Here is a 14,600-nt window from a genome sequence, read left to right on the forward strand (position 1 = left end):
TCAATACCCATTATAATCATTTAACACCAAAAATCAACCAATGATTTCCAGTAGAAACAATTTGTTTCCATTTAATGGATATATTTGCAGGTTTAACTACCCTTTGCTACACTTTTGTCACTTTTTAATATCTTAAAATTATTACTCCAATATGGAAAAAGTTAACTTGACAAAACAGTTTGCTTACCGCTTGCGTGATGCCATGATTGCAGCAGGGCATAATTCTCAACGCTCTCCATCAGGAGTATGTATTCATAAATTAGCTGAAATGACAGGTTACTCTTTGCAAATATGCAGAAAATACCTTCGTGGAGAGGTCATTCCCGATCCAGTCAAGCTGATAGAAATTGCATCGAAACTAAATGTTTCACCAGGATGGCTTCTGTTTGGTGAAACCCATAATGATCCTGGAACATCTAAGGAACACATCACGATAAGCAAAAGTTTACTCCATCATATTTTTACAAAAGCAGCTTGTCTATATAACCGTGAGCTTGTGGAAGATGATGTGTCTGACTTTTTGATGGATTTGATTAATGACATTAGTCTCATCAATGCCACCGAAGAACAGTCCAAAAAAATAATTGATTTGGCTATCTCTTCAGTGAGCCATTTTAGACACTCGCAAAGAACGTAGAGTAAGAAACTTTCATGGAAAATAGCCCAAAAGAGATAGTGCTCCACTCTCAACTTTTAGAGAACTTTTTCGCCTTTAAAAGTAAAGTATCCAATGTCTTTAGAGACGTATTGGGCATATATGACTTTCATTCATATTTCCTTAATGCGTATTACAGGACACAATCAATTGCTGCCCCTATCCTCTACTCCTGCCATGGAATGTAACTTATTTAACAGTTTTCTTTAGCAACATGAGCTAACCTATAATCCCAAGTGATTTAAATTATGTACTCAAGGCGATTGGCACACACTTTAATAATGTAAAACACTATGATGAGCTATATTATCTTGACCAAATTAAACATGGTTTTCCCATCGCTTTCTCCCTTGCTACCAAGATAAATGAAAATTATGTGATTTATTCAATAGCAAGCCACAAATCTTATGCCTTTACTCGTGAGTTATTTTCTACTCATCAAGAAGATTTTTAAAAAACAGGGCCATATTGCTCCAATTTGCTGCATCCATTTTTTAGTTATTATGAAGATTTTCCTTCTCAATATTTAATTTTAAACTCACACTGAATAATAAGAATCCACCCCGACTTTATAATGAATTACTTGATTTTTAAAGAGCTCGATAATCTACGTACGTACCTCAATTTTTTCGAAGCATTTTGTGCGCATTTTATGTCTATCTCTAAAACTCAGTGCTTCATAGAGAGTCGGTCATTTGCCCAGAGACGCCTGATTAGGAATAGAAATATTCTGGTCTACACTCAGCGAACCTGATACTGCTTTTGGTTTCCCGAGCAAGCTCAGTTTTATTAAACTCTCCTTAATTTTACAATCGAGAATATCTGTTGCCAATTCAAGTGACGTCTTAGGGATTTTGTGTTTTAAAGTGTATTCATCCGAATCCAGCACTTTATACCTTGATATATTGCGAAGAAGGCTTTCACTTGCTGTTTTATCCACATTGGTGTGTCTATTTTCAGTCAAAAACTGGAAGGCCTTGTTAATTTGCTCTTCCTCACCCACTCTTGAGTATTTTCCACACAGAGTATCCAGGTTATACACATAAGTTAATGGGCTTTGAAAAGGATCATGCCCATGAACATACGTGACAAAATAGCCATTGTATTTTCCTGGTCGAGCATTCTCTACTTCTTTGCTTTCATTCCAGCGATTCCATACTAAATAAATTAACGGCGATGCGTTTCTCTCTTCATCAGTCATATTGGTTGGATCGTTAATTTCATTATTCTCAAATAACAAATGCAGCATGTTGTTCTTCATATAAATTTGCAATTGGGCATTAAGTTGGTCTATGGTTTCAGCCAATGCTTCTTTGGTGGAATCATTATAAGTGACACCCAACTGAGACGCTGCCATTCGAATGCTATCAAAGCGTATGGGAGCATGGCTATACAAGGTAATACCATCCTCGCTTAGAGAGTAATCAATAATTTTTAAAGTTGGTTTATAAGCTCTCTCAACTAAACTTCTCAATTCCTCCTCAGTAATGACACTTTGCTCCAGTAATAATTGGAGACCCCAGAATGATTTAATTTGTATATCCCCAATATAACCTTTGGGTTTAAATGGTTGACCGACTACAAGTTTTTCATAAGCATGAATAAACTCGTACCCATGATTGGATAAAATGATCTTGATTGCAATCTGATTTTGATAAAGGAAGTCCAGTATTCTTAAAGTGAAATAATCACAACTCCCCCGATCGGCCACCTCATCACCCAGCAATCGAATAAGCGTTTTAATATCATTAATTTCTATCTGCGTCATGAACTTATTAAATCGCTCAATACATGATGGCAGCCTTGTTTTCAACCCACTTAATTTTTCTTCCAGGCCAGCTTTACTCTTTTCAGCCATTTGTAAATTGGCCTCTATTGGCTTCTTAAGTTGCAATAATGATTGAGAAAACTCTTTCTGATGGTCTGTCGCAAGTGATAATTTTTGCTCAATGTCTAAAATTCTTTGCTGTGCGTTAGTTATTTTTATTTGTATCAATTGAAGAAGCGTACGAATTTCCAAATATTCTTGAACCATATCGTCATATTGTTCATAAATTGTTACAAATTGCTGGTAAGCTTCGTGGAAATTGATAATTTCTGTTTTAAATTTAATTATTTTATGACGGAAAAGAAAATGGATAAGCTTGATTGCATTGCCATGCAAGTCGCCCAGTGAAATGGAACCTAAATTATCTTCGAATTCATTAGGATAATTGTATATATCGATATTCTTGTTAATGAGACGTTTTGGCATTCCCTAGTCCATGTAAAAAACTCCCCTTCAAAATAAGGGCATACTCAAAGTCGACAATAACAAATATTCACTTTTCATGTAATAACATGGAAGTATTAAATTCATACAATGAACTCCCACTTTAATTACCCTGGAATAGCAGCAAACAAGCTAAATTATTGAACAATTTTTATGGGTTTGGGGAAACATGAATCTTCATATCTATTCCCATTAAACAATCATCTAACCAAAAAACCTATCTGCTATACTTAAACAAGGAAAATAATAGTCAGAGAAAGGAATGAGATTATTATCTTTTAAAAAATCCAAAATTGTTTCAATTGGAACTGAATTGGAGTTTCAGATTATTGATTGCAGTTCATTGTCTCTGGTTTCTCGTTCAAAAGAATTGATGAGAGCCTTAAAAGACATGCGCTATCGCGACCAAATTAAGCCAGAAATTACGCAAAGCATGATTGAAATCAATTCATCAATTCATCAATCCGCTAAAGAAATGTATGACGAACTGTTAGAGCTACAAAAAATTTTAGTAGAAACTGCTGCAAGCATTGATATTGCTTTTTGCGGCGGAGGGACACACCCATTTCAACAATGGACCATGCAAAAAATTTTTCCATCGAAACGATTCAAAAAAAAATTTAACCAATACCGTTATCTCAGCAAGCGCGCTACTGTTTTTGGACAACATATTCATATCGGCTGCCCAACAGGAGACGATGCTATTTATTTAACTCATGCCTTGGCAAGATATGTCCCTCACTTTATTGCAATCAGCGCTTCATCGCCTTTCTATCTGGGTATTAATACAAATTATTGCTCATCACGCTCGACTATTTTTAATGCTTTTCCATTAAGTGGTGTCATTCCCTATCTGAGAAATTGGCAAGAATTCTCTGATTATTATCGCAAAATGTATCGTTGGAAAATCATTGAAAATATGAAAGACTTTTATTGGGACATTAGACCAAAACCAGAACTTGGTACAATAGAAATAAGAGTCTGCGACACCCCTTTAACTCTTAGAAAATCGATTCTTATTACTGCTTATATTCAAGCATTGGCACTCTATCTCCTCGAAGAAAAATCTGTCCAGCTGTCTCATGATTTATACTATGTCTATAATTACAACCGGTTCCAAGCCAGCAGACATGGTCTGGAAGGAGAATTAACTGTCACTGATAAAGACAGACCCATACCTATCATGGATGACATTCTTGAAACAATAAAAAAAATTGAACAATACATTAATGGACTTGGAAACAGCGAATATATTGAGGAACTGTATAGTGACGTCATCAATAAACAAAATGATAGCGTTCTCATAAATAAAATTTATAAACAAGATGGCTCATTTAGCAAGCTGGTAGCAGCACAATGCGAACTATGGTTAAGTGATTCAAAGGATAGGAAATGGATGACACAACCTTCTTAAGTACGAAAGAAAAAATCCTGGAAATCAAACCATTAATGGAAAGTGCTTTCGGCAATATTCTAGGGTATCAAGAACTGGAGAATATGTTGGCAATCTGTACACTTGTACCATTTTCCAACAATCAAATCTTGTTTCATCAAGGGGATAGAATAAAAGGCATTTACATCATTATAAAAGGAACTGTTGATCTTATTGCCAGAACCTTAGGCAAAGGAATAACCAAGATAGAAACTTGTCTTGCCAGTGATTTTTTGGGAGAAACCTCCTTTCTCCTCAATGAGCCCAGTGCCACATCAGCGGTTGCTAAGGACAATGTGACATGCTTATTTATCCCTTCTGCCTATTTTGAACTGATGCCGGCATTTTCACCTGAGGCCAAATACAAAATCATGAAAGCAATTGGTTATCAGGCCTGTGGTCGTTTAAAACAATTACACGACAAAATTATTGATTTTATTTCTCATTCTGATATGCAAAGCTTATCTTTTTTGGGGCGAGTCATTCAGACTTTCACACAACCTAAAATACACACCCTGGATGAGAGTGGAGTTGATAAAGACCAAATTTATAAAAAGACTTTATTTAACTCTTTTACTCAAGATGAAACCGATGAATTGCTTGAACACGCGATACCACTAACTGCCAATAAAAATTGCGTATTGATTCACGAGAATGAAACCATACCGGTATGTTATATAGTGATCTATGGGGCGGTTCAGTCCAATGTCATACAAAACAGTAAAATTGCCAAATTGTCTGTTATTGGTCCTGACTCGTTGTTTGCCAGTACGGCCTGTTTTCTGAGTGACACTAAATTTTCAATTACATTTATTACCTGCGAATCAGCAACTTTATTAAAAATATCTGAAGCCGAACTTCAATATTTCCAAAAAAATAAACCCATGATCTGGTACAAATTATTTAATTTGATATGTGGATCTATCATTTCCCTTGCTCGTTCCTTAAAAAAATTGGACGTGCGACTGAACATAGAAAAATATAATCAGTGAGGTACTATGTGCAGAATATTGTCTTACCTTGGGCAACCCACAGTAGTTGAAGAGTTACTTTATAAACCGGATAACTCCTTTATTAAACAGAGTTATCATCCCAAATATTTGCCTTATTTATTAAATCTGGCGGGTTTTGGGTATGGCTGCTTGGGATAGAAATTCAATTAACCCCTTACAAGCTTATGTCTATAAAACATCCAAACTTCCTTTTTACGATGAAAATTTACATAATTTAGCAGAAAAAATAGCACCTCACTGTCTTCTCGCCCATCTACGAGGGGTGTCCTATCATGATAAGCAAGTAGTTACTGATCAAAACGTGCATCCATTTCTCTATCCCGTAACCAGTATTGCTTTAGCACACAATGGTATGCTCCATAACTTTGAAACCATGCGCTATGATCTGCTGAAATATGTTAAAACGGAATACAGAAAATATATTAAAGGAACTACAGATAGTGAGTGGATCTATGCTGTTTTTCTTTCTCAATTAGAAAATCCCAAGGGTCATTTTGATGCCTCTGAAATCATAAATGCTGTAATTGCCACTTTAAAAATTTTAAAAACGGTACGCCAACAAAACAACATAGTCATTAACTCACCAGTTAATCTTTTTTTAACCAATGGTGATTTTATTGCCGCGACTCGATTTTGTTTGGATTACGGCTGGAAACCCAAAGACGCTACTCAATCGACACATTTCACCTATCATTCACTATGGTACACTTATGGAGAACGATATGGATTTTATGAAAATGAATATAAAATGAAAGGGGGAACCATTAATTCAAGCATTATTATTGCGTCTGAGCCATTAACTGAAAACACAACAACCTGGCTTGAGGTCCCCGAATATACTTTGATTTTTGCGAATCAAGTCGATGGTGAAATCAAAATTACTTCCCAGGATATTAACATTTGAAATGCTCCATATTTAGCATCCCAAGACGCTTTCTCATCATCTCCTTGTGCCTTTCTCATCACTTCATTCCAAAATTTTCCGGTAATACAGAAAGCAAGAAAGGTAATTGAATGCCCCGCTCAAGTGCCTAAAACAAGGTGTCCAACATTCTGTTTTCATAAGGTAGAAAATCGGCATTCCACTTGATACGATTCATTAAATCGGGATTAGCAATAAATGGCCTTCCCAAAGCAATTAAATCGTATTTTTTATTTTGAATATCTTTTCTTGCCTGGTGAAGCGTATAGCTACCGCTGGCAATTAAGGTTCCTTTAAAATGAGCTCTCATAAATTCTGTCATCGTTTTGAACCCTAATTCTTTGAATTGAATACCGTCATCAAAATTACCTGTATGCACATAAGCTATTCCATAGTGATTCAATTCTTCCAATACATATCGAAATACCATGGCATCTCGCTCATCTCCGACAATTTCATTAAGATAAGCTCCGGGAGAAAGGCGCAATCCTACAGATTGCCCACCTATTTCATTGATACAGGCTTTTACCACTTCCAGCGCAAATCGCCCCATATTCTCTGGATATTGTCCATACTGATCATGACGTTGATTGGTATGGTAATGTAAAAACTGATCAATCAAATAACCATTGGCACCATGAATCTCAATGCCATCAAACCCGGCTATCATCGCTCTTCTTGCAGCCAACGCATAGTTTTGGATTAACTCATTAATTTCCTCTAATGTAGCCGCCCTTGATTTTCCATAATAAAGATCATCGGCACGCCGGACCTTACCTGTCATCATCGTTTCTGAAGCAGAAATCGGTAAGTTACCATGTAAAAAAATCGGATGAGATACCCTGCCAACATGCCAAATTTGCAAAAATATTTTCCCTCCCCGTTCATGCACAGCATCAGTTACCATTTTCCAACCGTCAATATGGGTTTGCGTAAATATTCCTGGAGCATTGCTATAACCCTGACCATCAGGGCTAATAATAGTGCCTTCTGTAATAATCAACCCGGCATCAGCCCTTCGAGCATAATAATCTGCCATCTGCCTGGTTGGACTGAAATCATCGTTAGCCATATTACGAGTCATAGGAGCCATAATGACTCTGTTTTTTAGTGTAATTTTATCATTAAGCTGATAAGGACTTAAAATTAAATCGGAGTTAACCATGATAAATCTCCTGCATGTCATAACAATACATTGGAATATCGCAAATATTCGATTTATTCAAGCAAAATTTTTTAAATCATAACTTTCAATTCATTTATAAATTCATTAATTAGGCTTGCATTCGCCTTACAATAGGTCCACTGTCCTCTACGCTCAGTGAATATCAAACCAGCTTGCTGTAATTGTGATAAATATTGAGATACCGTGGATTGAGATAAGCCTGATTTTTTTTCTATTAAGCCAACACAAACACCATCTTTGCTCACATCACAGTGCGACGAACTGAAATGTTTATCTGGCTCTTTTAGCCATCTGATTATCTGTAGTCGCTTTTCATTAGAAAGCGCTTTTAATATATTTATTACGTTCATATTTTAATTATATCGTTTTATTGCGATATGTCAATTTAGTGATTACCCATGGTCATGTGTGTTGAAATTTCAAATAACCTGCCCGATACCAACACTAAAAATAAGACGAATGAGAGAGATAAATGCTCAATATGGGTATTTTGAATATTACCCCTGAAACAGTTCGTGCGACAAATAGTATTGCAGAAGAGCTTGTTGATTTAACTATTTTACACTCTCAAAATTTATTTTAAGAGCCTTTAAAATCTATTTTCATTCAGGCAATTTATCAAAACTTTTCATGACGGATTCATTAAACTCTTTCATTACATCACTTTCATAAAAATCTTTTTTAAATTCTTCATCCTGAATATCAACCATTTTAACCAATGCGTCCAAGCTCTTGATTGCTTCATTTATTTCTTCAGATAATTTTGATAATTTTTGAAAATAAACTTCTTTATCATCCCCATTATAAGATGAAGGATCATTTATTTTCATATCGACTTCGCTTTTCATTTCCCTGAGCTTTCTATCCAATTGAATGATACTCTGGGGCGTATTTGCATCAAAATGAGTTAATTCTTCTTGCGATTGATTATCGATCGTATTATTCATCAATTTGCTCCTGCCAAAATAATTAAAACCTTACTATTAAATTCTAGTCGAAGTACAGCATTTCTTCATTTGTACTATTAGTGCTATCATTGTCTTTTTAAATAGCAGCAAATCATATGTTACTTCATTATCTTTTTATTGTGGGGATTTGTGTAGAGGCGATTACAGGAGCCCTGGCAGCAGGACGTAAAAAAATGGATTTTTTTGGGGTGCTACTTATTGCGTCAATCACTGCACTGGGAGGAGGGACTGTAAGGGATACATTATTTAACACCTATCCACTGACCTGGGTAGCTCACCCGGAATATCTTTTATATACCTCAGTATGCGCTTTTCTAACTATTTTTATTGCTCATTCACTGGTTAGAATAATGAAAGTATTCTTAATTCTTGATGCCCTTGGTCTCTCAACTTTTGTTATTATTGGTACACAAAAAGTTCTCGCCCATGGTATGCCACCAAGTGTTGCAGTAATCAGTGGAATGATTACCGGGATTTGCGGGGGAATGTTGCGAGATATTTTATGTAATGACATTCCTCTGGTTTTAAGAAAAGAATTATATGCTGTTATTGCCCTGGCTGGTGCGCTTCTGTTTATAACATTAGACTATTTTCATATCCCTCATAATTTAAATATCATTATCACTTTGTTATGCATTTTTACCGCACGCTTATTGGCTATTTTTTTTCATATTGAAATTCCAATTTTTGATTACTCAGAGAGTATAAAGAGGAGAAAAAAATAACGTTTTTTTTCACTAAAACACTTAAATAATGATGTTAATCTCTTAGAGATACCCCATGATATTTTGCCTCTGAAAAATGGCACGCTGTTTTGCAAATGCGGCTTCCTGCATGTATAAGGAAGATCCCTCTTCCTACTGGGGATGAAATTAAAGAAAATATACTTTTGCCATGAAAAACCTATGCTATTTCAGCCATATATTTTCTCGCTAAGCCAATTCTCTAACCTCAATGATGCTTATTTCTTCTACAGGGACATCTGCATGACCATTTCGTTGGCCTGTTTTCACTTTAGCAATAGCATCAACCACATCCATCCCTTCAACTACTTCTCCAAATACGCAGTAACCGTAACCTTGAGGATGGTCGCCACTGTAATTCAGAAAACCATTATCTGCAACATTAATAAAAAATTGGGCTGTTGCAGAATGGGGATCCATTGTCCTCGCCATTGCGATGGTTCCACGTTTATTAGGTTTCGCTCCTTTTGCTTCATTTTGAATTGGAGAGGCAGTTGTTTTTTGCTCCATATTTGTATTCAAACCGCCGCCTTGAATCATAAAACCATCGATAACACGATGAAAAATCGTGTCATTATAAAAACCTTTACGCACATAATTTAGGAAGTTTTCTGCAGTTAATGGGGTATTTTCTGTATCTAATTTGATATGAATATCACCCATGGATGTAGAAATTAAAACCATTATTTCACCTCTTAATATTAAATAATTTAGGAATTTATTATCAAATGACGCATGTGATTACAAACATCATGCAAAACATGAACATTATGGATGCTTGCCAAAGCAGTAAATAAATTAGCTTTTTGTTTTGATAAATGATGCAAATAGGATCTTGAATAATTAAGACAAGTATAACAAGAACAACTCTCCATAACAGGTGCCAAATCATCAGCAAAACATGATTTCTTTATTTGAATTCGTCCATTTTCATGTTCGCTTTGAAATTTTAGCCAATTCCCTTCTCTTACCAATTTACCACAATATAAGGCACCATGTCGGGCATTACGTGTTGGTGCAACACAATCAAACATATCGATACCTTCCGCCACCACATCCAACAGATCTTGAGGTGACATTCCAACTCCCATAGTATAACGTGGCTTATTGCCCGGAAGATACTCATACACCCAACGAATGACTTCCACTGTAGTATCCATATCAAAGCCTACAGTTTCTCCACCTATTGCAATACCATCCGTATTCATTGCAGAAACAAAATCAGCACTTTCTCGACGTAAATCTTGAAAAACTCCTCCTTGCACAATGCCAAATAAAGCTTGTTTATATCCGTATCGAGAGTTGGGATATTGTTGATGGTAGTCAATCGATTGTTTTAGCCATCTGTGGGTCCGCAACATGATTTGACTTACTTCATCCTTGGAGCAGCTGTCAGGAGTACACTGATCAAATGCCATTATAATATCGGCACCAATTATTTTCTGGGTCTCCAGAGACATTTCCGGGGTCATATGGATAATCCCCTTACTGCCAGGCAATTTAAAATGAGCACCAGATTCATCTATAGAACAAATTTCCTTGTTCTTCGATAAACTAAAAACTTGAAAACCACCGCTGTCTGTTAGCATAGGTCCATGCCACCCCATAAAGCGATGCATCCCCCCTGCATTTTCTATCACCTTCATGCCAGGCGCACACAACATATGATAGGTATTACCGCCCAGAATAATTTGAGTACCCGCAGCAGACAGTTCTGACGGCATCATGTTATTGACCCCTGCACGGGTTCCAACTGGCATAAATACCGGAGTTATAAATTCACCATGAGGCGTAACCACACGTGTAACACGAGCTTTGGTACCCGAATGCTGGTACAGTACTTCACATGAAAAAGTGTTCATTCGCAGAAACGGCAAGATAAAACAAAGAATGATAACGAAAGCACGCGTTTAATGCCAGGAATTAATTGATCGTTCGGGTTCGAAAAAACAGAAAAAGCCCCATTATCGCCATAAACAGAAAATACATGGCAGCCCACCCAGGCATAGAAATTCCAAACATAGTCCAGGTCACTTCAGCACAATCCCCTGCTCCCCAAAATAGGGCTTTAGCAACAGTTTGCCATGGAAAATACTGAATTAATACATCAAGCCCAGGCATGCAAGCAGGAGCTTGATCTGACGGTAAAGATTGCAACCACAATTGCCTTAAAGAGAAATACAAACCGGCACACGCAACCAGAAACTGCATCAAGCTTACTATATGCGCTTTTTTCAAGGTTCCCAGAGACAACCCCATTAACCCTAACAAAATAAATACACAAATTCGCTGCATCAAGCACAAAGGACATGGTTGTAGTCCAACAGCATATTCAAGGTAAAACGAAGCGAATATTACCAATAAAGTAATAATTACCTGAAAAGATTGTATTTTTCTGTAAGTAAGCTTTTTCATGATTTCGGCAACATATATTGTATCGCGGCTTTTAATTCAGCATCAGAACAGTCCATACAAGTACCTTTTGCTGGCATGGCATTCAACCCCTTGATTGCAGAAGCGAGTAAATCATCTATTTTCTTACTTGCCAAACGAGGTTTCCAATCGGCCTCCGATTGAAACTTGGGCGCCCCTGCCAATCCATCTCTATGACATACGGAGCAATATTTATCATATATATCTTGGCCTGGTTCTTTTTTGCTCTTGGAATCAACAACAGTCGTTTTAGTCGCTCCAGCTTCTATGTTATTCCCCTGCTCCTCTTGAACTCGAACTTTCCCAACCGGTTGAATTCTTTGTAAAATTTGTTGCTCATCCACCTCGTCCATTGCAAAAAGCATGATTGAAAAAAAAGACAAGATCAGCGCAATATTCAACCTCATATTTATCCGTCCTCTAATAGTTAATTTAAAAATCATACCGACAAGTGACTTTTTTTTCCAGAAAGATTTCAATAGGCCCAATGATTTATAAAATCATTAGCTGAATACTTAGACTTTTACTGAAAAGATCCTTCCACTATCAGCCATTGTGCTAAACTGCACACAAGGGAAAAGAATCTGAGTTATGGATGAGCAATACAGAATACCAAACAATTGATAACAAGACTCAATATATCAATGGAAAAGAAAAACATCAAAACCATGCTTATCCTGAGTACATCAATCATTCCATGGAAAAATATTACGAGGGACGAGTCAATAAATCCTGGCAAGGGAAACACATACTTAAAGGCAAAACCCCGACTGCAAATTCACTGATTTTTTCGAGCAATGATTATTTAAACATCAGTCAACATCCGCAATTAATTAAAGCGCAAATTGCTGCGATGCAAAAATATGGTAATGGTCAAATGCAATCTGCTGTATTTTTAAATAACAGCTCTTTTTTGCTCAGCCAATGTGAAAAGAAATTCAGTTCCTTTTTAAATTATTCTGCGGCCCTGCTCACTCAATCAGGCTGGAGCGCTAACGTTGGTCTCATACAAACCCTGGCCAAGTACAATACACCAGTGTATCTGGATTTTTATGCCCATATGTCTTTTTGGTCTGGTGTAAAAGCAGCAAGAGCCAAATCTATACCGTTTCTACATAATTCAGTCGATTCACTAAAAAAACGAATTGAGCACCATGGGCCAGGAATAATTGCAGTAGATTCTATTTATAGTACGCTGGGTACGATTAGTCCATTGGCTGACTATGCTGACATTGCAAGAAAATTCAAATGTTTGCTCATCGTCGATGAATCTCATTCATTAGGTACGCATGGTTCGCAAGGCAAGGGGATGGTGGCTAAACTGGGATTATCAAGCCAAATAGACATCATAACAGCAAGCCTGGCTAAAGCCTTATCAGGACGGGGAGGCATCATTACAGGAGATAGGCAACTTATAGAATATATCAGATATTCATCTCTACCCTCTATTTTTAGTTCTGCTTTAATGCCTCATGATTTAGCAGGATTTAGCGCATCATTAGAAATTATTACTCAAGAAGAATGGAGAAGAGCAAAATTACAAACCAATGCTGATTTTTTACGAGAAGCCTTATCATGCGAAGGAATTAATATAGGAAGTAGTGGCTCTCAAATAGTCCCTTTAGTTACAGGCAGCGAGGCTAACACGCTTTGGTTAAGGGATGAGCTAGAAAAAGAAGACATCTTTGGAGCCGTGTTCTGTTCACCCGCCACTCCCAAAAATAAATGCCTGATTCGTTTATCCATCAGCGCGCATCACGAAAAATCGGACTTGCTCAGAGTGATTGAGTGCCTGGTCAGACTTGCAAGAAAAAGACCCGATATTCCTTTGTTTAAGGGTAATTAACACGACTTCTAATTATTGGCGGCTCATTTGAACAGTTAACATTTCAAATAAGAATTATGTGCTCTTTATATAGAATTCCTATTAATTCAGAAACATTTCCTCTGCATCTAACTCTTCCAGGTATTGGTGATAAGAAAGAATTTTATCCAGGCGCACATCGAACAAAACAGCCCCTTGCACATAAGCATAAAAATAGGTTTCATCAGAAACAAATCGGTTGGCAGGAACCAAACAATTCGACCATTCATTCCATTGAGGTGTCACTAAATTAGATTGCCAAAAACAAGGAATTTTTTCTCCATTATGCAATTGGTCCAATACATCTCCACTAGCTCCATTATCCAAAGCCAAATCATAGTGTAACTGCATATCCGCTTCGTTTTTCACGATTAAAAAACTGATGTTGGCATCATCATCCAGCATCAAAAAGCTACCTGAGTTATCGGCCAGATAAAATTCAACGATTCCCTTTTCCCTGCATAAACGCCAGAATAACTCAGCATATTTTTTGTCATGTAAACAATTTGGCGATGTCACCGAAAGCATGCGTACAATCATATCAGACATGCTTTGAAAATATTGTAACTGCAGGTCATGGATGCTTTGAGTAATGAGACTGGCGACATCCGGATCACTCTTTTTGATGTATCTATGAATTAATCCCTCATTAAAAGCAGCGATTGCCAGCTTCTCATCTGCTTGCCCAGTTAATAATATTTTTTTAATATTAGTATCTTCGATTCGCCTGCAAAACTCTAATCCATCCATACCCGGCATTGCATAATCAACAACGACTACTGAAATTTCAGAAAATCGTCGAGAGTTATAAACCTCGGCATGAATAGCAGCCAAATCAAGATTAATGGTATGATTAGTTAGTGGGCAATTTTTTGCTTCTGTGTATTCACTGAGACAACGTTCACTTAATAATTCCAGTTCACAGCGTTTTTGTTTAATACAATCTAAAGCTTCAAAAGGGGAATCAAATACACGGTACGCCAAACCCTCATCCAGCTGCAATACGAAATTGAGCAAGAAATCCCGACTGTCGTCGACAAAAACCGCAGTGCTTGGAAAGTAACAGGTAGGTATTGAGAAATGTTGCATGGCTCCTCCTGAGCAAAACGTTC

The 14,600-nt window shown here is 36.8% G+C and carries 16 protein-coding genes; 7 read left to right on the plus strand and 9 right to left on the minus strand.

Translation table 11 applies throughout. The features are described 5' to 3' along the window. The first annotated feature begins 151 nt into the window (after window positions 1–151). On the plus strand, window positions 152–637 hold the full coding sequence (locus tag LPG_RS13725) for a helix-turn-helix domain-containing protein (protein ID WP_010948416.1): 486 nt from the start codon (window positions 152–154) through the stop codon (window positions 635–637). A 709-nt stretch (window positions 638–1,346) separates the two neighbouring features. On the opposite strand, the gene wipA is transcribed toward LPG_RS13725, so the two are convergent. Beyond that, window positions 1,347–2,909 carry a Dot/Icm T4SS effector WipA gene (gene wipA / locus LPG_RS13730; protein WP_010948417.1) on the minus strand — a complete coding sequence of 521 codons (1,563 nt, stop codon included), beginning with the start codon at window positions 2,907–2,909 and terminating at the stop codon, window positions 1,347–1,349. Window positions 2,910–3,189: 280 nt separating this feature from the next. On the opposite strand from wipA, the gene LPG_RS13735 reads away from it, so the two are divergent. Genes LPG_RS13735 through LPG_RS13745 form a run of 4 tightly spaced genes read left to right on the plus strand, consistent with a single transcriptional unit; the run spans window position 3,190 to window position 6,276 of the window. Further along, on the plus strand, window positions 3,190–4,341 hold the full coding sequence (locus tag LPG_RS13735) for a YbdK family carboxylate-amine ligase (protein ID WP_010948418.1): 1,152 nt from the start codon (window positions 3,190–3,192) through the stop codon (window positions 4,339–4,341). Further along, window positions 4,320–5,351, plus strand: a complete 1,032-nt coding sequence (gene legN / locus LPG_RS13740) for a Dot/Icm type IV secretion system effector LegN (protein ID WP_010948419.1) — start codon at window positions 4,320–4,322, stop codon at window positions 5,349–5,351. Before LPG_RS13735 ends, legN begins: the two co-directional genes overlap by 22 nt. 6 nt (window positions 5,352–5,357) lie before the next feature. Further along, on the plus strand, window positions 5,358–5,510 hold the full coding sequence (locus tag LPG_RS15395) for a hypothetical protein (RefSeq protein WP_244263749.1): 153 nt from the start codon (window positions 5,358–5,360) through the stop codon (window positions 5,508–5,510). Next, window positions 5,494–6,276 carry a class II glutamine amidotransferase gene (locus tag LPG_RS13745; RefSeq protein ID WP_072364035.1) on the plus strand — a complete coding sequence of 261 codons (783 nt, stop codon included), beginning with the start codon at window positions 5,494–5,496 and terminating at the stop codon, window positions 6,274–6,276. Before LPG_RS15395 ends, LPG_RS13745 begins: the two co-directional genes overlap by 17 nt. 127 nt (window positions 6,277–6,403) lie before the next feature. On the opposite strand, the gene LPG_RS13750 is transcribed toward LPG_RS13745, so the two are convergent. From LPG_RS13750 to LPG_RS13760, 3 genes are all read right to left on the minus strand, one after another. Further along, window positions 6,404–7,459: an alkene reductase gene (locus tag LPG_RS13750; RefSeq protein ID WP_015443959.1), complete on the minus strand. Its 1,056-nt coding sequence runs from the start codon at window positions 7,457–7,459 to the stop codon at window positions 6,404–6,406. A 71-nt stretch (window positions 7,460–7,530) separates the two neighbouring features. Further along, window positions 7,531–7,830: an ArsR/SmtB family transcription factor gene (locus LPG_RS13755; protein WP_010948422.1), complete on the minus strand. Its 300-nt coding sequence runs from the start codon at window positions 7,828–7,830 to the stop codon at window positions 7,531–7,533. A gap of 252 nt (window positions 7,831–8,082) precedes the next feature. Further along, the gene (locus LPG_RS13760) at window positions 8,083–8,427 is read right to left on the minus strand and encodes a hypothetical protein (protein WP_010948423.1); all 345 of its coding nucleotides are present in this window, start codon (window positions 8,425–8,427) and stop codon (window positions 8,083–8,085) included. A 116-nt stretch (window positions 8,428–8,543) separates the two neighbouring features. On the opposite strand from LPG_RS13760, the gene LPG_RS13765 reads away from it, so the two are divergent. Then, complete coding sequence (locus LPG_RS13765) at window positions 8,544–9,173, plus strand: trimeric intracellular cation channel family protein (protein WP_010948424.1); 630 nt, start codon at window positions 8,544–8,546, stop codon at window positions 9,171–9,173. A 207-nt stretch (window positions 9,174–9,380) separates the two neighbouring features. On the opposite strand, the gene LPG_RS13770 is transcribed toward LPG_RS13765, so the two are convergent. From LPG_RS13770 to LPG_RS13785, 4 genes are all read right to left on the minus strand, one after another. Next, complete coding sequence (locus tag LPG_RS13770) at window positions 9,381–9,875, minus strand: peptidylprolyl isomerase (RefSeq protein WP_010948425.1); 495 nt, start codon at window positions 9,873–9,875, stop codon at window positions 9,381–9,383. Window positions 9,876–9,901: 26 nt separating this feature from the next. Continuing rightward, window positions 9,902–11,053, minus strand: coding sequence for a tRNA guanosine(34) transglycosylase Tgt (tgt, locus tag LPG_RS13775; protein ID WP_014842761.1), 1,152 nt, complete (start codon window positions 11,051–11,053; stop codon window positions 9,902–9,904). A gap of 61 nt (window positions 11,054–11,114) precedes the next feature. Further along, window positions 11,115–11,606, minus strand: coding sequence for a disulfide bond formation protein B (locus LPG_RS13780; protein WP_016357035.1), 492 nt, complete (start codon window positions 11,604–11,606; stop codon window positions 11,115–11,117). After that, a complete protein-coding gene (locus LPG_RS13785; protein ID WP_014842763.1) occupies window positions 11,603–12,031 on the minus strand; it encodes a c-type cytochrome in 429 nt (142 codons plus the stop codon). The genes LPG_RS13780 and LPG_RS13785 overlap by 4 nt, the downstream gene beginning before the upstream one ends. Window positions 12,032–12,219: 188 nt before the next feature. On the opposite strand from LPG_RS13785, the gene lqsA reads away from it, so the two are divergent. Next, the gene (gene lqsA / locus LPG_RS13790) at window positions 12,220–13,470 is read left to right on the plus strand and encodes a quorum-sensing autoinducer LAI-1 synthase LqsA (RefSeq protein WP_010948429.1); all 1,251 of its coding nucleotides are present in this window, start codon (window positions 12,220–12,222) and stop codon (window positions 13,468–13,470) included. Window positions 13,471–13,551: 81 nt separating this feature from the next. On the opposite strand, the gene LPG_RS13795 is transcribed toward lqsA, so the two are convergent. Beyond that, entirely contained in the window at window positions 13,552–14,577 is a 1,026-nt protein-coding gene (locus LPG_RS13795; RefSeq protein WP_010948430.1) for a response regulator, read from the minus strand. Window positions 14,578–14,600: the final 23 nt, after the last annotated feature.

The organism is Legionella pneumophila subsp. pneumophila str. Philadelphia 1 (assembly GCF_000008485.1).
In the GTDB taxonomy this organism is placed as follows: Bacteria; Pseudomonadota; Gammaproteobacteria; order Legionellales; family Legionellaceae; genus Legionella; species Legionella pneumophila.